The sequence below is a fragment of the Aequorivita vitellina genome (assembly GCF_022008365.1).
In the GTDB taxonomy this organism is placed as follows: Bacteria; Bacteroidota; Bacteroidia; order Flavobacteriales; family Flavobacteriaceae; genus Aequorivita; species Aequorivita vitellina.
Window position 1 is genome coordinate 75,269 of record NZ_JAIRBA010000002.1, and the last position, 21,202, is coordinate 96,470.

The following is a 21,202-nucleotide window of genomic DNA, read 5'->3' on the forward strand; positions in this document are numbered from 1 at the left end:
GAGTTAAAAAAATCATAATTCATAAAACATTAATTCCAAAATAAAATCTATCTTTGCACTCCCTTAAAAACAGCTTTTTAGGGAATGTTTATTAATAAATAACTTTTAGAAAAAATGAAATCTATTACAATTAAAGGATCACAAAGAGAAAGCGTGGGCAAAAAAGCAACGAAGGCCCTACGTAATGCTGGAATGGTTCCTTGCGTAGTTTACGGAGGGGAAGAACCAATTAGCTTTACCGCAGATGAAATTGCATTTAAAGACTTGGTTTACACTCCAGACGTACACACAGTTGTAATTAACTTAGATGGTACCAAAGTAAACGCCATTCTACAGGACATCCAGTTTCACCCAGTAACAGACCGTATTCTTCACATCGATTTTTACCAAATTTTTGATGATAAAGAAGTAACGATGGAAATTCCAGTACGTACCACAGGAAACTCTCGTGGTGTGCGTAACGGGGGTACATTGCGTATTGTTTCTCGAAAACTTCGTGTAAAAGCATTGCCAGAAAATCTTCCAGATTTTATTGAAGCAGATATTACCGAAATGAAAATTGGAAGCAAAATGTACACCAAGTCGGTTGAAAGTGACAAATTTAAAATTATGCACCCAGAAAATACAGTAATCTGTCAAGTAAGAACGTCGCGTACGGCTATTGTTGATGAGGTTGACGATGAGGCTGAAACAGCTGAAGGGGCAGAAGGAGAAGAAGTTCCAGCTACAGAAACAGACGATGTTGCTGCAGTAAAAGAATAATTTCTTTTTTAAGATAAGTAAAAAGCATCCTGTTAATTCAGGGTGCTTTTTTTATTTTTACCGAAGATTAATAGCAATATGTTTTCATTTTTTAAAAACCTTTTTTCGGCAAAAACAACCCGTATTATTTCAGAAGAAAAAGATCCAATGAAAAAATTTTTAATAGTAGGCTTGGGCAATATTGGGCCAAAATATGCAAATACCCGCCATAACATTGGCTTTAAAGTGGTCGATTTTTATGCCGAAAAAAAATCACTTACGTGGGAAACAGCCAAATTGGGCGATGTTACTTCGCATAAAGTAAAGGGCAGAACCCTAATATTTTTGAAGCCCAGTACGTATATGAATTTAAGCGGAAAGGCCGTAAATTACTGGCTGGAAAAAGAAAAAATTCCGTTGGAAAATCTGCTTGTAATTACAGACGATTTAAATTTGGCTTTCGGTACCATTCGCATTAAAACCAAAGGTAGCGATGGAGGTCACAACGGTTTGAAAGACATTCAAAACACGCTGCAAACCACAAATTACAATCGTTTTAGGTTTGGGATAAGCGACACTTTTTCAAAGGGAAGGCAAGTAGATTACGTTTTGGGCGAGTGGGAGCCCGAAGAAGAAGAAAAATTACCCGAACGTTTAGAAATAAGTTGTAACATTATTGAATCTTTTGCCCTCGCGGGAATGAATATTACTATGAATACATTTAACGGTAAATAATTTTGAAGAAATTTTCGGCAGCTTCCACCTATAAAAATGACCGCCAAAGTGTGGTTACTATTGGCACTTTTGATGGGGTTCATATTGGCCACAAAGCTATTTTGAAGCGACTCGTAGAAACTGCCCAAAAGGAAAATCTAGATTCCACCGTGCTCACTTTTTTTCCACATCCACGAATGGTGCTGCAACAAAATGTAGATATTAAACTTTTAAATACCATTACAGAACGCACTCTATTACTTGAAAATACGGGGCTCGATAATTTGGTGATCCATCCATTTACGCACGCTTTTTCACGATTGACGGCTTTAGAATACGTGCGCGATATTTTGGTAAATAGCCTAAAGGCGAAAAAAATAATTATTGGTTACGACCACCGTTTTGGAAGAAATAGAAATGCCAATATTGAAGATTTAAAAGAATTTGGACAAACCTATAATTTTGAAGTGGTAGAAATTTCTGCAAAGGAAATTGACGACGTTGCCGTAAGTTCCACCAAAATTCGAAAAGCATTAGACGCTGGCGATATTGAAACTGCCAATACCTATTTAGGCTACAATTTTATGATTACTGGCGAAGTAATAAAAGGAAAGGCAATTGGCCGAACCATCAATTACCCAACGGCAAATCTGAAGCTGAAAGAAAAATACAAATTGGTTCCAAAAAACGGTGTTTATATTGTGCAATCGTATATTGAAGGGAAGAAAATCTTCGGAATAACGAGTATTGGCACCAATCCAACTGTTGGTGGAAAGGAGAAAACTATTGAAACCCATTTCTTAAATTTCAACCAAGATTTATACGGCACCGATATCACTGTAGAGTTTTTAAAGTTTATTCGCAACGAAGAAACCTTCGATTCTTTGGAAGCGCTTCGAAAGGAAATTTTAAAAGATGAAAACTTCGCATTACAATATTTAAAGGCACGTGAATAAAATTCTGTTCAAACAAATAGACAATATAGGGCTTGTTCTTTTTAGGGCAGTGTTTGGTCTTTTAATTGCTACGGAAGCGTTTGGTGCAATTTTAACTGGCTGGCTTCGCCGTACTTTGGTAGAGCCGCCATTTACATTCAACTTTATTGGCTTTAATTTTTTGCAGTATCTGCAAGGCGATTTAATGTACTATTATTTTGTAATAATGGGCATTTTTGGCGTTTTTGTGATGCTAGGTTACAAATATAGATTTAGCATGATTGCCTACGCAATTATGTGGACGGCTGTATATTTAATGCAGAAATCTAGCTACAACAATCACTATTATTTAATGATGTTGCTGTGCTGGATTATGGCTTTTTTACCTGCTAACCGCTGGTTTTCGCTCGATGTTAAAATAAACCCCGAACTTAAAAATCCCGCAATGCCACGGTGGGTTTTATTGGTTTTAATTCTTCAAGTTTGGATAGTTTATACCTACGCCTCGGTAGCAAAACTGTATCCAGATTGGCTCGATGCTTCTATGGCGGCATTGTTGATGGAAGGCAGAAAACACTACTGGCTCATTGGCGATTTACTACAGCAAAATTGGGTGCATTGGACTATTGCGTACACAGGAATTCTTTTCGATTTGTTAATTGTGCCCTTATTGCTTTGGAAACGCACGCGCCTATTAGGTTTTGTGATTTCGGTGTTTTTTCATCTTTTTAATTCCATCGTTTTTCAAATTGGGATATTCCCGTATATGTCTATTGCTTTTGCTTTGTTTTTCTTTTCTCCAGAAATACTTCAAAAACGATTTCTTCCGAAGAAAAAATTGTACGGTGGCAACGAAGTTATCGTTCCAAAATATAAAAACGTACTTATTGGCATATTTTCAATTTACTTCATCTTTCAACTCGCGCTGCCGTTGCGCCACTGGTTTTTTAAAGACGATGTACTGTGGACAGAAGAAGGCCACCGTTTAAGTTGGCGCATGATGCTTCGCGCAAAAAGCGGGTCGTTAACGGTTTACGTGGCCGATAAAGAAGATGGGGTGAAAGCAATTTATAATTACAGCCAATTATTAGGCCGCAAACAACAAGGCTCGGTTGCTACAAAACCTGATATTATGTGGCAGCTCGCACAAAAAATAAAAACTATTGAAGCTGAAAAAGGCCGCGATGTGGCGGTTTATATGGATGCGAGAGTTCGAGTAAACCGTGGAAAGTTTCATCCGTTTACCAATCCCGATGTAGATTTAGCTGCTGAAGAATGGCACCATTTTAAACACAGCGAATGGATTTTGCCATCGCCGAAGGATTATAATGAGAAGTCTGTGGAAAAATAATTATCCTTAAATGTAATTAATTCTTTTATGGACTTAAAAGGAAAGAAATATAAAATTATTGAAGCGCTTCTATAGGTTGAAGAGCCAAGCATAATTAACGATTTGGAAAATATATTGAAGATGAATTCTGAAAAAGGTTTGGAAGATGACTCCCTGATAGAAGAAGCCGAAGCAGATATAAAAGCTGGAAGGCCATATTCTATAGATGAGGCAAAAAAAATGGTTGCAAATTGGAAAGAAATGTAAAACGTATCCGGTTAACCAAACGAGCTATTAAAAACATTGTTTAAACCAAGAAATTCAATACCGATCCTCACGGAGAAAAAATAGCAAGCGAGATTATTAATGGTTTGTTTGAATATTTAGAAGTTTTAGAAAACCGGGAATATGATTTCACCAAAATTGGAGCTAAAGATGAGGCGTTTTTATTTGAAAAGAAATTATAGAAAATTAATCATTAATACTATCAAAATCACGTATCGGATTGGTAATACAAAAATGCATGTTGTTCGTGTTTTTGATACTGGTCAAAATCCAAAGAAAAACAAATATATTTTATCTTCAAAATAAGGCCACCCAGGCTTTGAAAACTTGCGAGGTCTGTTGTAACTTAGCGGCTTCCAAAAATAAGTACATGCTACAAGTAACCGACATTCGCGAAAACAAAGATAAATACGTAAAAGCCCTTGCCAAACGCGGTATTGATGCTGCTTCAACTTTAGAAGAAGTTTTAAAAGCAGATGAGGAACGCCGTTCGTCGCAAGCACAGTTAGACGAGGTTTTGGCGCAGAGCAATTCCTATTCAAAAGAAATTGGGAAACTTTTTAAAAGTGGCGACGTACAAAAAGCAAACGAGCTGAAAGAAAAAACGGTTGAATTGAAGGAATCTTCAAAACAACTGAATGAGCAAATGCTCACTGCCTCCGAAAAGCTTCAGCAATTGCTGTACACGCTTCCAAATATTCCGAATGATTTGGTGCCCACCGGAACTGATGAAGCAGATAATGAAGAAATTTTTAAAGAAGGTGAAATCCCAAAACTTATTGAAGGTGCATTGCCGCATTGGGAGCTCGCCAAAAAATACGATTTAATAGATTTTGAACTCGGTGTAAAAATCACAGGCGCCGGTTTTCCTGTTTATAAAGGGAAAGGCGCGCGTTTGCAACGAGCAATGATTGCTTACTTTTTAGATAAAAACACGTCTGCAGGTTATACCGAATTTCAAGTTCCACATTTGGTGAACGAAGCATCGGGCTACGGAACTGGGCAATTGCCAGACAAAGAAGGGCAGATGTACCACGTTGGCGTTGACGATTTGTACTTGATACCAACCTCTGAGGTGCCAATTACTAATATGTTTCGTGGCGAATTGTTGAATAATTCAGATTTGCCAATAACTTGTACGGGCTACACACCTTGTTTTAGAAGAGAAGCAGGAAGTTACGGGGCACACGTTCGCGGTTTAAATAGACTGCATCAATTTGATAAAGTGGAGCTTGTGCGAATTGAGCACCCAGACAATTCCTATAAAGCGTTGGACGGAATGGTAGAACACGTTAAAGATATTCTTCGCGAGTTGAAATTACCGTACAGAATTCTTCGTCTTTGCGGTGGCGATTTGGGTTTCACATCGGCATTGACTTATGATTTTGAAGTATTTTCAACAGCGCAGGATCGTTGGTTAGAAATCTCTTCAGTTTCAAATTTTGAGACTTTTCAGGCGAATAGATTAAAACTTCGCTTTAAAGACACAGATGGTAAAAACAAACTTTTACACACCCTAAACGGAAGTTCCTTAGCATTGCCACGAGTTTTGGCAGGAATACTGGAAAATAACCAAACCGAAGATGGAATTAAAATTCCGGAAGTTTTGGTTCCGTATTGTGGGTTTGATTTTATAAATTAATTTTTTAGATTGCGAATTCACGTATATTTTTTCAAAAATAAAACCCCAAAGGTCTTAATAATCTTTGGGGTTTTTTAATTAATTAGAGTTGGTATTTACTACTACTTCTTCTTATAACTGCTGTAGTATTCTTCCATTAAACTCATTAACGCCTTTACTAAATCTTTGGTTTCTAACAAGAGGCTAAAGTATAAGGTTGTATTTTTAGGGCTCGACTCTTCGGTGCGGGTACGAGCTATTTGCTTTTCAATTTTGTTTGAAAGGCTGCCAAAAATTTCATCTTTATTTTCAAGTAAATTTCCAATGCGTTGAAATTCTTTTTTGTCAAAAATGTCTTCAATTTCATTTAAGAGTTGCTCCAGGTGTCGGTCTATTTCCTGTAAATCTTTAATTTGGTTAAAACGAAGCGCTTTGTGATTGTTGTTTACGTGTTTGTAACTCGCTTTTGAAATAAATTCCAACGATTGCACAACATCTGTTAAATAGCCCAGAATTACAATGTAGAAATTGCTTCCGCGCACGCTGGTTTCATCTAAATTCTTTATGAAATAGAAAATGTTGTCGCGTAATTCTTCAACTTCATCGTTTAGTTTTTTAACTCCTTTTTTGCTCTTTTTTAGCTTCTTGGTGTCTTGCTTGGCGAGACCGCGGAGCATATCTGTATAAATTTTGTTTGAACGCGAAACTACGTTGCTAATATTTTCGGCACTCTCCTGAATTATACCTTGAACGGTTTTACTTTCGGTTTTCTTCAAGCCGTTTTTTTCCAGCTTCTGTTTCACCTTATTTTTATGCGAAACGTAATTTCTAACTAACAATAGAATAGCCAACAATAGCAATACGGCGATCATGGCACCTCTACCAATATAAATTAAATAGGTTAACGTACCGGCTGCTGAGAAAGCCACAAACGCTGTAAAAAACCATCCGCCAATTACGTTTAATACACCGGCAACACGGTACACGGCACTTTCGCGTCCCCAGGCCCTATCTGCCAAAGACGTACCCATAGCCACCATAAAAGTTACATAAGTAGTTGAAAGTGGTAGTTTCATAGAAGTTGCCGAAGCAATTAATATACCTGCTACAACAAGGTTTACAGACGCTCGAATCATATCGAAAGCCGGAAGCTCGTATGTTTTGTGTTTTGGGAGGTCGATAACCGGTTTTTCGAAACGTTTGTCTATTTTCTTTTGAAGTGATTTAGGAAGTACAAACTCAAAATAGGTGGCTACTTGGGTGCTTGTTTTCACAAAAAATCTTGACAGCATATTTGGATTAAACTTTTCGTGGCCTTCGCCTTGACGCGCTAGGTCTATTTCGGTATCTGAAACCGTTCTGGCTTTTTTGGAAAACCATAATGTAAGCACCATAATTGCTCCAGCGGCAAAGAGTAAAAACGGTTCGGCAGGAACTGCTTCTTCAAGACTAGACATATTGTAGGCAGATGCCGCTACCCCAGATGCTGCCCAATCTATATAACTATGGTAAGCCGCCATTGGCACACCTATAAAGTTTACTAAATCGTTACCTGCAAAGGCTAGGGCTAAACTGAAACTTCCCACGGCAATTACAACTATTAAAATGCTCTTTTTAAAGACCATCATAAACAGTTGCGAAAATATTGTCCAAACAACAAAACTACTTCCAACTAAAACGAGTGTATTTTTGTCTACAATTCCTTTAAAGTTTCCGTAGAATGGTGTGCCTTTTAAGCCTTTCATAAAAATGAAATAACTAATTGCAGTAAGAGCCAACCCGCCAAATATGGCGCCAAAATATTTCATCCTTTGCTCAATATGAAAGGTGAAAATAAGTCGGGATAGATATTGAACGATGGCCCCAATGGTAAAGGCAATGACGACCGACAGCACGATACCTATAATTATTTCGACTGCTTTTTCGGTGTTTATGTATTTTGTGAGTGCCGAAAATGATTCGCCATCGGTATGGCTAATTTTTATTAGAGCCATTATTACCGCTGCTCCCAAAAGTTCAAATACAATTGAAACCGTGGTTGAAGTAGGTAGGCCAATAGTGTTAAAAAAATCGAGCAGCAGGATATCGGTTATCATTACTGCCATAAAAATGATCATTATTTCATCGAAGTAGAATTCGCTGGGCACAAAAATTCCTTTTCGGGCTACTTCCATCATCCCGCTTGAAAAGACGGCTCCGATGAAAATTCCCAAACTTGCAATTATTAAAATACCTTTAAACGGAATTGCTTTTGAACCAATGGCGGAGTTTAGGAAATTAACAGCATCGTTGCTTACCCCAACAACTAAGTCTGCAATGGCCAAAGCCACCAGGGCCACTATCATTAATAAGTAAATGTTATCCATTCTATAATTAGTTAATTTGGTGCAAATTTCCTATTTAATATAGTATTTAATGTTACCAAATTGTTATTTGTACTTTAAAAATCAACTTGGAGTCTGCCTTGTAAAATGTTTGCAGTGCCTTCATTTTCAATGTCTACCCAAATATGGTTTATCATGAATCGCGTTACGGGATTTAAATACCAGTTTAAGCCTAAAGCGATGTCATTTTGCTTTCCGCCAAAAATGGTTTTATCAGTTAAATCGGTGTTTGAATAGCGAAGCGCAATTTCCCAAGCGCCTGCTCCTTTGTTCTTTCCACTAAAGTTTCTATTGGGTTTTACGCGTCCAAAACCGTCATACGAACCTTTGTAATTTTTGCTTTCACCCGTTAAAAAATAGCTTACTTCGCCATAGTAATTTGAAAAATTTAGGGCATCAATATCGGTGTTTACGGTAGCTTTTAAAAATTCACCTTGAAACGAAAACGAGTTGTAAACATAGGCTGTTTCAAAATTAATGAGTTTAATTTCGTCAACATTTTTTAATGTTCCGGTGTTAATATATTTTGGAGCGAGATTAGCACTGGGTTTTGCGGCAATCTGGTATTCTTTACTTTCAGGTTTTCTGTAGCTATAGCCTACGCCTAAATGCAGCAGATGGTTTTTTTCAGTATTTTTTAGTGCTAAGCCAGTAATTCTTCCTGTTACAATATATCCGTCATCGGCAAAAGCATCGTCACTGTTATTATTGGCATTTCTAAAACTGCTAAGTTGGGCGGAAAGTCTGTTGTTTAAAAAATTATTCAGCAACATAATACCATTGTTGTACGATTGGGCAAATGCTTCGTTCTGTGCAACTTCCATAAAAGTGGTGTATTTGCTACTGTTTAATGAAGAAAGTCGGAATGGTTCTTTAAATTGTCCTATTAGTACTTTTCCAACTACAGGCAAATTGCTGAAGCCAATAAACATGTCTTTTATTGAAGTTTTATTTCCTGAAAAATCTACTTGAAATTTAAAATGTGTATTCTCATAAATATCGCCCGCCATAAACATACGCGCACGTCTAAATTCGGTACCGCTTTTAGAAACTAATGGACCATAGTTTTCTGTGAGTGAATTATTCTGAAAAATATAGGCGTGATCCACCATTATTCGCCCACCAAATTGCAATGCAAATTGCTGGTCTTGGCTAGTAAGTTTAAAACCGTTATCCCATTTAAATGAAAAGGGATTCGTTTGCGTTTCTTGTGAAAACACAACTGTAGAAAAAAGAAGCAATGTGCTTAAATAGAAATGCTTGCGTTGCATTTTGAAATTTATTTTGGTTGTATGTCGGTACAAAGAACTTAATTTAACCGCAATTTAATGTTTCCGTAATGTTAAGCATACAGTTTTTAAATTTGTAAAACGATAAAAAAAAGGCTGTCCAGAACGAACAGCCTTGCTTGAAAATCTAGTCGACAAAAACTAAACGATTTCAAAAAGTGCCTATAAAAATAGGTGTCTACAAATAAAATGAATTGTGGATTGTTTTAAATGAATTGAACGTTATTAAATTATTAAGGAGTAATTTACTTTAAACGCAAAACTATAAACAATTGTAAATAAGCTAATTGCAGCTTTAATGTTAAGTTAAGGTTACCGAATTGTATCTTAAGTGTTAATTCTTTAAATTTGATTATTATAAACAATTAAAAATCACTTAGATGAAAAAGATAATCAGTTTGCTACTACTAGTCTTAATTTCAAGTGTTGCGGTATCACAAAACACTAAAAATAATAGCTACATTTTGGAAGGTGATGTAATTCAAGCTACGCTATATAATCAGGATGGAACGCTTGCACAAACTGGCTATTATACAAAAGACAATAAACTTACTGGTGAATGGATAAGTTATGATTTACAAGGCGACAAAACCGCCATTGCTACTTATAAAAATGGTGAAAAAGTAGGAACATGGTTTTTTTATCGAGGTGTTATTTTACAAGAGGTTTCATTTGTAGATTCTCGAATTGCCAATGTAACAACCAGAAATATTAATCATTGATGATATCAAGATTTTCCCATATTCTATAAACCCTGAAAGGGCCTCTTAATTTAAGAGACCCTTTTTCAGTTAACGTAGATTACGTTACGATTAGTTGCTAATCCAATTCCATGCTGTAATATCTACTCGAGTACCATTGAACACTTCGTCTTCAGGTGAAGTTAATGGCGTGTTATCTACAATAACATTTTCTAATGGTCCGTTATCTTTCATGTCTACATTTTTAGTGTATCCACTTAAAGCGATATTTGTAAATGTTCCACCAGATTGTTTTTTAAACTGAAGCGCTGTTCCGCCAACAGTTGAAACTGCTGTAAAGTTTATTATTTTAGGGTTTTTGTTGTCGCCGTCTGCTTCAATTGCAGTTGAGAATGGCTTTGTATTGCTTACATACGTATTTGTAATTGTACCGTTCCAGCCTTCAGTCCAGTCTACGGAGTCATCTTCATTATTTTCAAAATATAAATTTGATGCTGAAACCGTTCCTCCAAAAAACTCAATACCATCATCGGCACCATCAATAACGGCAACATTTGAAATTGAAGTTCCAGAACCAACAGCGTAAAGCGTAAGCCCATTGTATTGCGACTCTGAATTTATTTGAGCACCCGCCCCGCGAATAACTAAATATTTAATGCTTCCAGAATTATCGGCATCATCAGTTCCGCCGTAAATTAGTCCGCCTACTTCAGCGGTTACATTTACGCCTTCTGTGGTAGTCGCTTTTCCGCAAAGTAATAATCCTCCCCAGTCACCGGCAGTATTTCCTTCTGATCGCATTACAACTGGACTTGAAGATGTACCTTGAATATCAATTTTTCCACCTTGTTCTACGGCAATATATCTGTCAGTGCCATTTTGAGAAACTATCACAGTTCCAGCAGGAATGGTTAGTTTAGCGCCAGATTTTACTAAATATGGCCCAGTAACTGAATACTGTACGTTAGCATCTAAAATCCTGTCAGAATTTAAAACTCCGCTAAGTTGAGTGTTCTCTACTTGTTCTTCTTCGGTTGGGGTAAAGTCATCATCACTGCTACATCCTATAAAGAATAAAGCGTTTAATGCGGCAATGGTAATTGCAAATTTTTTAAAGTTTTTCATTTTTTGGTTTTAATTTAAATTAAACATTTGTTGTTAAAAAGTATAGTTAAGATTTAAGCCTAAGCGCGCACCACGCGTGTAAGAAAGAACAGTTTCTTCGGTTTCAATATTTGTGGTAGTCGGTTTTATTAATTGTGTTCTTTTTATTTCAGGGTTTAAAATATTTTTTCCTGAAATACCTATTTTAAAATGGTCGGTTATCTTTTTGTTTAGAATTAAATCGAGAGAAACAACTCCTGTTTCAATAATAGCATCGTTGTAATTAACATCTCCCGATGATTGAAATTCTGGTGCTCCCAAGGCGTAAATTCTATCGGAAGCATAATTGGCGGAAAGCGTTGCTTCAAAAGGATTCTTATTATTTGTGTTGAAGTTTAAAGAGCCGTTTACAATCCAGTTTGAAGCTCCTTCCAGGCCTGTTTCAGTTAAGCCTTTATATCTAAAAGTTCTTACAAAGTTTCCGTCATTGTCATACACTTCTTTTAAATCTTGCTTGTGCCACATTCTTGAAGCATTCACATTCAGTTTTAAATTTGGTCTTTCATCGCCAGAAATAAGGTTTACGCGACCTTCCACTTCCAAACCGTAAACTTCAGCTTCATCGCCTGCGTTGAAATATGAAAACACGCCCGCTGAACCTCTATCTTGAACTTTATTGATAGGGTCTTCAATTAATTTGTAAAATCCGGTGAGGGATAACAGCTGGTTTCGTGATGGAAAAAACTCCCACTTTAAATCGAAATTTCGGTTTAATGAAGCTTCAATATTCGGGTTGCCACGTGTAACCTGCCCCACAGGAGAAACATATTCAAAAGGAGCGATTTCTTTAAATTCTGGGAGGGTAGTAGTGTAACTATTTGCAAAACGGATGCTGTGTTTCTCGTTTAAATTATATTTCACATTAATGGATGGAAATACTCTATTGTAATCTTTTGTAACGCTTCCTTTTCTGCCTGGGAAGTTATTTACGTTCCAATTCACATCAATATTATCGCTTTGAAATCTAAGCCCTGCCTGAAGCGTTAATTTGCCTCGTACTCCTGTGAAATTGGTATAGCCAGCGGTAGATTGTAATTCACCTTTATAAAAGTCTGGTGAAAGAGTGTTTCTTTTTAAAAGTCCATTGCTGAAATTTTGCTGTGTAAAAATTTCTGAAATTTCATCAATTGACGACGGATTGACAGCATTGGTAATTGTTTCCTCCACTCCAAAAAACTGCGACCCAAAATCGCGTGTTTTGTTTCGGTGAGTTCCGCCAATATTTATATGAAATAAGTTCTCGTCCTCGTCAATGATTTTAATTAAATCGTTTAAGCGACCGTTGTATTCAGTGTCTTCAATTTTTTGGACGCTTTTTCGCTGTTGAAAACCACCGGTTCTTCCAAGTTGAACAGTTTCGCTATTAAAGTTTACTTCGTTACGAATACGATTAGGCTCATCGGCGCTTAAAAAATTGTAACCCGCAGCCCATTCCAGTTCATTCTTTTCGCCTAAATTATGTTCTCCGCTAAGTTGAGTAACTAAAAGCAGTGTTTTCTTTAAATTTTGATCGCGAATAAATTGCGACAGTCCTTCTTCTGGATCGGTTTCTTCATAAATTACCGCTGCGCCAGAACGCCCGCCTTCAAATACTTCGTCTTCAATTTTATTGATTAAAAGCGTATTAAACTTAATATCGTTGTTATCATCTGCTCTAAATCTTAGATGAAATAATCCAGAAGTTGCCACTTCTTTTTTCCACGTAATTGCATCAGGAATTTTGTCGTCTAAATAGTTGGAGCGGTATTGTTTAAAAGCTCCTTCGCTGTATTCAAATTCTTGAGATTGACCGGCAGTAAAAAGAACGCTTAGTTTATCGCCAATTCTTTGTCCCGCGCTTACTGAAAACAATCTGTTTAGTGGGAAATCTACAATTTCAGGACTCCAGCTTTGTGTTACAATTGCGCGATTTGTTGGCACGTTTTTCTTGTAAAACCCGAAGGATACATCTTGGTAATTTGGTGAAATTTTAAAATTTTTAAAGACACCATTACGCGATACATTTGTATTTATAGAGGTGCTGGCGCTTGCAGATAATAAACTACTCCCCGAAAGCTCTTTAGTGTTAATATCAATATTTCCCGAAGCTTGATCTGCAGATAAGTTTGGCGACGTAGTTTTACTAACGTCAATACTTTCAATTAGTCGCGTAGGGAAAAGGTTGAGGTTTATATTTTTTCGCTCAATATTATCTGATGGAATTGGAAGCCCATTTAACGTGGTGTACAAATATCTATCGCCCAATCCGCGTACAAAAATATCACCACTGCCATCAGTTTTTGAAACTCCCGAAATTTTTGTTGTGGCGCCCGCTGCATCCGAAACACCAAGTTTTGATAATTGTTCGGCGCCAATACTTTCTTTAATGGTCGTTGCCTTTTTTTGTTCCAGTAATAAAGCCATTTCGCTTTCTCTACGTACCGTTGTTTTAATTACCACTTCATCTAAGGCAGCGGCACTCGCTTTCATTGGCAAATCTATGTTTGTAATATTGTTTGCAGTTACTTCTACATTTGGTATTTCAACCGTTTCGTATCCCACATAACTAAATACAACGTTGTAAATTCCGGGTTTTAGATTTTTGATTGTATAGAAACCGTCAAAATCTGAAGTTACACCTATAGTAGTATTTTTTATAAATACGTTTGCAAAAGGGAGCGGTTCATTATTGTATTCGCTGTCTGTAAGTATTCCTGCTATTGTTCCATTTTGCGCAATGGTTATTGCGGTAAAAAAGAAGAAGGTTAGTTTTAAAATTGTTTTCATTTTTGTCGTTTGATTTGTTGGTGCAAAGAAACCAGGCTTGTGTAAAGAAGGTGTTAATTGGCGGTTACCAATTAGTCAAATTAGGGTTAGCTGAAGGTTAAGGCGAATGAAAAAAAATGATTGATTTGCCTTCTGAAAATAGTATCTTGCCTTCAAAATTTTCACACGTTATGATGCAATGGGAACAACTGCTTTCGCTACGGAAGCAAGGCGATAAAAACAAAAGACTCAGGATTGAAGAAAATGACACCCGTTTGGGCTTTGAAGTAGATTACGACCGCGTAATTTTTTCGTCGGCTTTCCGAAGTTTACAGGATAAAACGCAGGTTATTCCTTTGTCTAAAACATCCTTTGTGCACACGCGCTTAACGCATAGTTTGGAAGTTTCGGTTGTAGGTCGCTCCTTGGGTAGAACGGTGGGGAAAGCTATTCTTAAAAAACGCCCACAATTGCAAAAGGTACACGGCTATCATTTTAACGATTTTGGAGCTATTGTGGCTGCGGCTGCATTGGCACACGACATTGGCAATCCACCTTTTGGTCACAGTGGCGAAAAAGCGATTGGCGATTATTTTTTAAACGGAAATGGAAGGCGATTTAAAGAACAGCTCACAGATAAAGAATACCAAGATTTAGTAGATTTTGAAGGAAATGCGAACGGTTTTAAAATTTTAACGCAATCTAAAAATGGAGTTGAAGGAGGCCTTCGGCTTACTTTTGCCACCTTGGGTGCGTTTATGAAATACCCAAAAGAATCACTTCCAAAAAAGCCTACAGCACATGTTGCCGATAAAAAGTACGGGGTTTTTCAAAGTGATACGGTTTTTTTTAATGAAGTAGTTTCAGAATTGGGACTTTTAAACCAAGGCGAAAACAGGTATTCGCGTCATCCACTTACATACTTAGTAGAAGCTGCAGACGATATTTGCTACACATTGATAGATTTTGAAGATGGCATAAACCTAGGTTTGATTGATGAAGACATGGCGTTGGAATATTTAATTAATTTGGTGCGCACAACTTTAAAAAAGGAAGTTTATTCCTCATTAAAAACACCGCAGGATAGATTGGCATATTTACGGGCACTTGCCATAAATACCTTGATTGCAGAAGCGGCAAAAATTTTTATTGAAAATGAGGAAGAAATATTAAAAGGTACATTTTCTGAAGCCTTGCTCGACAAAAGTGAGTACAAAGTTCAAATTGCCGATATTATTAAAATTAGTGTTGAAAAAGTTTACCAAAGCGCAGAGGTTTCAGAAAAGGAAATTGCCGGCTATAATATTCTATCAACATTATTAGAAACCTTCACTACGGCATTTGAAAATCAGCATAACAACCAAATGCGTCATTACGACAAACTTTTGTTGCGAACCATTGATTTTGAATTAAGTAATACACCTACAGTATATAATTATTTGATGGAGTGCTGCAATTACATTTCACGATTAACTGACGGAAATGCCCTTCAAATATTTCAGAAAATAAAGGGAAATCTTTAGAATTCATAAATATGACAGTCGTTAAATGTTAAAAGTGAAACTTTTGATGGTTATATTCTCAATTTTATGATATTTTTATCGTTTCTCCTTTTTGAGAAAATTTTAACATAATTTTCTAGATAGTATATCTAAACAAAAACCACCTAAAACTTAATTTAAAATTTATGAAAAAAGTTCTTTACTTACTTATCATTTTAACTGTAAACGTATCCTTTGCGCAGGATTACAGTAATTTGGTAAAAACGTACCTTCAACAAAATCGATCGCAGCACTCGTTGCAACCACAGGATATAACAGATGTATCAATTGTGTCACAAAGTTTTTCAAAAAGCTTGCAGGCGGATAATATATATGTAGAACAGCGCTACCAAGGAATAAAGGTTTATAATTCTACTTCGCCTTTTGTTATTAAAGATGGAGCCGTCTACAGTGCTAAAATTTCATTTACAGAAAATATCTCTGCAAAAGTAAACAGCACTACGCCATCAATCTCTGCGGTAAGCGCAATAGGAAAAGCGGCAACTGCACTTGGTTTGCAAAGTCCTACAAATTTAAACTTGATAGAAACAACTTCCGATCACAGCTACATTTTTTCAAATGGATCCATTTCTTTAGAAAATATTCCTGTTGAGCTAGTGTATCAAAAAATGGAAGATACCGGCGCTTTAAAGCTAGCTTGGGATTTAAGCATTTCGCTTTTAGATGCATCACATTATTACAGTGTGCGCATAGATGCTATGACGGGTGCATTATTAGAAACAATGGATTGGGTTGTTAGCTGTAATTTTGGCGACGAAGCACATTCTCACGCAAGTACTAAAAGCATTTTGGAAGCAACTAAAAGTGATGCTTTTATGCCTATCGCAACGTTGGCAAATGCAACCTATCGCGTGTTTCCATTGCCACAACTTGGTCCGCACGATGGATCAGACCAATTAATAAATGACCCATCAGACGCTGCTGCTTCTCCTTTTGGATGGCACGATATTGATGGAGTTGCAGGAGAAGAATTTACGTATACTCGCGGTAATAATGTGATTGCTCAAGAAGATAAAAATGGTAATAATGGTTCTGGTGCGAGAGCAGAAGGTGGTCCAACCTTAACTTTTGATTTTCCATTCAACCTTCCGCAAGATCCAAATGGTTTTACAGATGGTTCTATTACCAACTTATTTTATATGAATAATATGATGCACGATGTAATGTATCATTATGGTTTTGATGAAGCTAGTGGTAACTTCCAAGTTAAAAACTATACGGGAGCACCAGGCCAAGGTGATTATGTTTTTGCAGATGCACAGGACGGAAGCGGAATGAACAACGCAAACTTTGGAACACCTCCAGACGGTAGTGCACCAAGAATGCAAATGTACCTATGGACCGCACCAGGAACAGTATTGGGCACATTTTTGACCGTTAATAATGGTCCATTATCTGGACAGTATTATGCAATGGATTCTAATTTTGCGCCACCTCTAACAACTACACCTATAACAGCAGATCTTGTTGTAGTAGAAGACGATAACTCAGGGCCTTCAACAGACGCAAATGACGGTTGCGATAACATTACCAATGGTTCGGATATTACTGGCAAAATAGCCGTAATAAGAAGAGGTGAATGTAACTTTACCGTAAAAGTGCTTAATGCACAGAACGAAGGTGCTATTGCTGTAATTATTGTAAACGATACACCTACTGATCCTATTTCAATGGGTGGGAATGGTGCACAAATTACTATCCCAGCTGTTATGATCTACAAATCTGACGGAGAAGCAATTATCGCATCGCTTCTAAATGGAGATACTATAAACGCTACTCTAGTTGATGATGGATCTGGAACCGATAACTTTCGACGCGATGGCGATTTAGATAATGGTATTGTAGCTCACGAATACGGCCATGGTGTTTCAAATCGATTAACAGGTGGTCGCCTTTCTGCAGGTTGTCTTCAAAACCAAGAACAAATGGGTGAAGGCTGGAGTGATTATTTAGGCTTTATATTAACAATGAAGCCAGGCGATACTAGATTCGATGCTCGTGGAACTGGAACCTATGCTTTAGGACAAGGTATAGCTGGTGCAGGTTTAAGAACCAATCCGTATAGTTCAGATTTTGCGGTTAACGACTTTACTTATAACGATATTAAAACACAATCAGTTCCTCATGGAGTTGGTTCGGTTTGGGCCACGATGTTGTGGGACCTTACTTGGGATTTAATTGATGAGCACGGTTTTGATGCAGATCTTTACAATGGTACTGGAGGAAACAATATTTCTATGCAACTCGTTCTTGATGGTATGAAATTACAACCTTGTAGCCCAGGGTTTATTGACGGTCGTGATGCAATTCTTGAAGCCGATTTAATTGCCAATGGCGGAGCAAACAGATGTATTATCTGGAGAGCATTCGCTAAAAGAGGTCTTGGTTTAAGCGCTGTTCAAGGAAGCTCTAACAGCAGATCTGATGGTACTGAAGCATTCGACGTTCCAGTAGATTGTATTCTTGGAACTGCTGATAACGGCAACACAGAAAACAATTTTGTAGTTTATCCTAATCCATCTAATGGAGAGATTACTATAAAATCTCGTGTTGATGTAGGTGAAACAACAGTTTCTATTTTCGACATGAATGGTAGAAAAGTTTTCACCCAACAAATAGAACTTCACGCAACTGCAAATGTTAATGCGAGCCAACTTAATACTGGTATTTATTTAATGCAGATTGAAAGTGCAGATCGCTCTCAAACAACTAAGTTAATTATTAACTAAGAAGTTTTATAGATTTAAATATAAAAGAGGCTTGAAAGAGCCTCTTTTTTTTATAAATATTTCTGAAGTTTTATAAATATTTTTTCTGAAGAAATACCCGACTGTTCCTGTAATTCTGAAACCGTTCCGTGTTCAGGAAATACATCTGGAACACCCAAAATTTCAATTGGGTTTTTATAGTGATGCTTTGAAGCAAATAACACGACCGAAGATCCCAAACCACCTACTACGGTACCATCTTCAATCGTGATGATTGTTTTGTAATTGCTGAAAACTTCGTGAAGCAAGCTTTCATCCATAGGTTTTAGGAAGCGTACATCAACCAATCCCACCTTCTCTCGTTGTAAAGTAGTTAGTTTTTCTATTGCTTCCAAAGCGTTGTTTGCCATAGTTCCAATAGTCAAAACAGCAATTTCAGTACCTTTTTGAAGGAAATGAGCTTTCCCGATTTCAACTTTTTTAAAAGGATTTTGCCAGTTTAAAAGGGTTCCTCTACCGCGAGGGTATCTTATAAATATTGGTAATTCCAACCCTTCTTGCGCTGTAAACATGATATTTCGCAATTCAAATTCATTGCGAGGAGCGAAAAGAATGAGGTTCGGAATACAGTTTAAATATGCCAAATCGAATATTCCGTGGTGCGTGGCGCCATCTTCACCTACAATTCCAGCTCTATCCAAACAGAAAATCACAGGGATTTTTTGCAAGCACACATCGTGAATTACTTGATCGTACGCCCGCTGTAAAAATGTGGAATAGATATTACAAAAAACAGTAAACCCTTGAGTAGCCAAACCTGCTGCAAAAGTTACTGCATGTTGTTCAGCAATGCCAACATCAAAAGCGCGTTCGGGGAAAGCATCCATCATAAATTTTAGAGAGCTTCCCGTTGGCATTGCAGGGGTAATGCCTATAATTTTTTCGTTTTTTGTGGCAAGTTCAACTAATGTTTTTCCGAAGACATCTTGAAATTTTGGCGGCTGAACATTGTTACTTTTTGGTGCGAGATCACCTGTAAGTGCATCAAATTTGCCGGGCGCGTGATATACCACTTGATTTTCTTCGGCTTGCCGCAAACCTTTCCCTTTGGTTGTAATTATGTGAAGTACTTTTGGCCCGGAAACATTTTTTAATCTGTTCAATTCTGAAATCACCAAATGCAAATTATGGCCGTCAATAGGCCCCGTATAATTAAAGTTTAATGCTTCAAATATATTATCGGCATCTTTGGCACCATTGCCTTTTACTTTGGTGAAGTAATCTTTTAAAGCCCCGACACTGGGGTCTATTCCTATTGCGTTATCGTTTAAAATTACCAGCAAATTTGTGTCTGTAACTCCTGCGTGATTTAAAGCTTCGAAAGCCATTCCGCTGGCAATTGAGGCATCGCCAACAACAGCAATATGCTGTTTGTTTGTTTCGCCTTTTAATTTTGAAGCGATAGCCATTCCGAGTGCCGCTGAAATTGCAGTACTGCTATGGCCAACGCCAAAAGTATCGTATTCGCTTTCAGCTCTTTTGGGGAAACCGCTTATACCACCTAATTGCCTATTGGTATGAAAAATTTCTTTTCTGCCCGTTAAAATTTTGTGCCCGTACGCTTGATGGCCAACGTCCCAAACCAAAATATCTTCGGGTGTATTGAAAACATAATGAAGGGCAATAGTAAGTTCTACCACGCCTAGACTGGCACCCAAGTGTCCTTCTTTTGTAGCAATAATATTTATAATAAATTCACGAAGCTCTTTTGCTAATTGTGGCAATTCTTTCTCTGAAACTTTTCGTAAATCTTTAGGAAATTTTATGGTATTTAAAATGTTCTCTTGCACGATGCAAAGATACGGTTATTGCGAATTTGTTACTCGGAGAATTCGTTTATTTGTAATTTCGTTTTAAAACGTAATTCCTTGAGTATAATACAACCTTTTGATGACACCTATTTTATGAAACGCGCTCTGCAAGAAGCTGAGTCTGCTTATGAAAAAAAGGAAATACCTATTGGCGCCGTTGTGGTTATTAACAACCAAATTATTGCACGCGCACACAACCTGACAGAAACTTTAAACGATGTTACGGCTCACGCCGAAATGCAAGCAATTACTGCCGCAGCGAATTATTTAGGAGGAAAGTACTTAATAGATTGCACCTTGTATGTAACTATTGAACCCTGCCAAATGTGCGCAGGAGCTCTGTTTTGGAGTCAAATTTCTAAGATTGTGTACGGCGCTCGAGATGAACAGCGGGGGTGTATAGCACTAAATACAAAATTACACCCTAAAACTGTGATGACGGGCGGGGTGATGGCTCAAGAAGCTTCGCAATTACTTAAACAATTTTTTATTGAAAAAAGATCTGAATAAGCGATGCTGTCGTTTTTGGCAATTCTAAAAAATAAAAGAGCCTTCCAAAAATGAAAGGCTCTTAACAAATCTCAAGTATTTTTTTAGTCGTGAATAACGCGTACTTGACCTGCTACAAGTCCTTTTCGGCCTTCTTCTTCAACATATTCTACTTTGTCACCTTCGTTAAGGGCTTCGCCGTTTAAGCCGGTAACGTGTACAAAAATGTCTTTTCCGGTTTCATCATTCGTGATAAAACCATAACCTTTAGATTCATTAAAAAACTTTACTGTTCCTTCCATTTTAAATAAAAAATAAATTATTAATTAAATACAAATGTATAATTTTTTGAATTTAAGTGTTAATAAAATCAAAAAATTCTCAGTTAAGCGGCACGGTTAAATCTTTCTTTCTTTTTGATACTCTTTCATTTTTTTAATGTTTTCTTTAGTAAGCATATATTCTTTTACATCTCTATTTTTCCATCGGTGATAGATAAATAAAGGCATTAATATAAAAAAGCCAACCATTAAACTAAGGCCGATAATTAAGTTTCCCGTGCCTTCATCTCCAGATTTTATGTAAAAACCAGTGCCGAGGCTAATTAGTACAAGAAAGAACAATATTGTTAGAACGTATTTCATTTCAGTATTTTTTTAAAAC

General features: G+C 37.0%; 17 protein-coding genes. 10 read left to right on the forward strand and 7 right to left on the reverse strand.

The window, feature by feature from the left end; genetic code table 11:
- Positions 1 to 114 precede the first annotated feature (114 nt).
- From K8089_RS01405 to serS, 6 genes are all read left to right on the forward strand, one after another.
- Positions 115 to 762, forward strand: coding sequence for a 50S ribosomal protein L25/general stress protein Ctc (locus tag K8089_RS01405; RefSeq protein WP_237601480.1), 648 nt, complete (start codon positions 115 to 117; stop codon positions 760 to 762).
- 78 nt (positions 763 to 840) lie between these two features.
- A complete protein-coding gene (pth, locus tag K8089_RS01410) occupies positions 841 to 1,476 on the forward strand; it encodes an aminoacyl-tRNA hydrolase (RefSeq protein ID WP_237601481.1) in 636 nt (211 codons plus the stop codon).
- 2 nt (positions 1,477 to 1,478) lie between these two features.
- Positions 1,479 to 2,411 carry a bifunctional riboflavin kinase/FAD synthetase gene (locus K8089_RS01415; protein ID WP_237601482.1) on the forward strand — a complete coding sequence of 311 codons (933 nt, stop codon included), beginning with the start codon at positions 1,479 to 1,481 and terminating at the stop codon, positions 2,409 to 2,411.
- Entirely contained in the window at positions 2,404 to 3,741 is a 1,338-nt protein-coding gene (locus tag K8089_RS01420) for an HTTM domain-containing protein (protein WP_237601483.1), read from the forward strand. Before K8089_RS01415 ends, K8089_RS01420 begins: the two co-directional genes overlap by 8 nt.
- Before the next feature lie 120 nt (positions 3,742 to 3,861).
- Entirely contained in the window at positions 3,862 to 3,987 is a 126-nt protein-coding gene (locus K8089_RS16500) for a hypothetical protein (RefSeq protein ID WP_262913880.1), read from the forward strand.
- A gap of 388 nt (positions 3,988 to 4,375) precedes the next feature.
- On the forward strand, positions 4,376 to 5,647 hold the full coding sequence (gene serS / locus K8089_RS01425) for a serine--tRNA ligase (RefSeq protein ID WP_237601484.1): 1,272 nt from the start codon (positions 4,376 to 4,378) through the stop codon (positions 5,645 to 5,647).
- Positions 5,648 to 5,748: 101 nt separating this feature from the next.
- Here the strand turns inward: serS and K8089_RS01430 are convergent, their stop codons facing one another.
- Positions 5,749 to 7,992: an inorganic phosphate transporter gene (locus tag K8089_RS01430; protein WP_237601485.1), complete on the reverse strand. Its 2,244-nt coding sequence runs from the start codon at positions 7,990 to 7,992 to the stop codon at positions 5,749 to 5,751.
- Positions 7,993 to 8,066: 74 nt separating this feature from the next.
- The gene (locus tag K8089_RS01435; protein ID WP_237601486.1) at positions 8,067 to 9,281 is read right to left on the reverse strand and encodes an OprO/OprP family phosphate-selective porin; all 1,215 of its coding nucleotides are present in this window, start codon (positions 9,279 to 9,281) and stop codon (positions 8,067 to 8,069) included.
- A gap of 398 nt (positions 9,282 to 9,679) precedes the next feature.
- Between K8089_RS01435 and K8089_RS01440 the strand changes: the two genes are divergently transcribed.
- Complete coding sequence (locus K8089_RS01440; RefSeq protein ID WP_237601487.1) at positions 9,680 to 10,021, forward strand: toxin-antitoxin system YwqK family antitoxin; 342 nt, start codon at positions 9,680 to 9,682, stop codon at positions 10,019 to 10,021.
- 90 nt (positions 10,022 to 10,111) lie between these two features.
- Here K8089_RS01440 and K8089_RS01445 read toward each other — a convergent pair whose 3' ends face one another.
- Both K8089_RS01445 and K8089_RS01450 read right to left on the reverse strand, forming a co-directional pair.
- Positions 10,112 to 11,125 (reverse strand): hypothetical protein, encoded by a 1,014-nt coding sequence (locus tag K8089_RS01445; RefSeq protein ID WP_237601488.1) that lies wholly within the window; start codon positions 11,123 to 11,125, stop codon positions 10,112 to 10,114.
- Between the two features lie 33 nt (positions 11,126 to 11,158).
- Positions 11,159 to 13,930 (reverse strand): TonB-dependent receptor, encoded by a 2,772-nt coding sequence (locus K8089_RS01450; protein WP_237601489.1) that lies wholly within the window; start codon positions 13,928 to 13,930, stop codon positions 11,159 to 11,161.
- 173 nt (positions 13,931 to 14,103) lie between these two features.
- Between K8089_RS01450 and K8089_RS01455 the strand changes: the two genes are divergently transcribed.
- Entirely contained in the window at positions 14,104 to 15,432 is a 1,329-nt protein-coding gene (locus K8089_RS01455) for a deoxyguanosinetriphosphate triphosphohydrolase (RefSeq protein WP_237601587.1), read from the forward strand.
- A gap of 164 nt (positions 15,433 to 15,596) precedes the next feature.
- Complete coding sequence (locus tag K8089_RS01460; RefSeq protein WP_237601490.1) at positions 15,597 to 18,200, forward strand: T9SS-dependent M36 family metallopeptidase; 2,604 nt, start codon at positions 15,597 to 15,599, stop codon at positions 18,198 to 18,200.
- Positions 18,201 to 18,250: 50 nt separating this feature from the next.
- Here the strand turns inward: K8089_RS01460 and K8089_RS01465 are convergent, their stop codons facing one another.
- On the reverse strand, positions 18,251 to 20,029 hold the full coding sequence (locus K8089_RS01465) for a 1-deoxy-D-xylulose-5-phosphate synthase (protein ID WP_237601491.1): 1,779 nt from the start codon (positions 20,027 to 20,029) through the stop codon (positions 18,251 to 18,253).
- A gap of 84 nt (positions 20,030 to 20,113) precedes the next feature.
- Here K8089_RS01465 and K8089_RS01470 point away from each other — a divergent pair, with 84 nt between their 5' ends.
- Positions 20,114 to 20,560 carry a nucleoside deaminase gene (locus K8089_RS01470; protein WP_237601588.1) on the forward strand — a complete coding sequence of 149 codons (447 nt, stop codon included), beginning with the start codon at positions 20,114 to 20,116 and terminating at the stop codon, positions 20,558 to 20,560.
- 83 nt (positions 20,561 to 20,643) lie between these two features.
- On the opposite strand, the gene K8089_RS01475 is transcribed toward K8089_RS01470, so the two are convergent.
- Positions 20,644 to 20,841 (reverse strand): cold-shock protein, encoded by a 198-nt coding sequence (locus K8089_RS01475; RefSeq protein ID WP_237601492.1) that lies wholly within the window; start codon positions 20,839 to 20,841, stop codon positions 20,644 to 20,646.
- A gap of 96 nt (positions 20,842 to 20,937) precedes the next feature.
- Positions 20,938 to 21,183 (reverse strand): hypothetical protein, encoded by a 246-nt coding sequence (locus K8089_RS01480; protein WP_237601493.1) that lies wholly within the window; start codon positions 21,181 to 21,183, stop codon positions 20,938 to 20,940.
- Between the last annotated feature and the right edge of the window lie 19 nt (positions 21,184 to 21,202).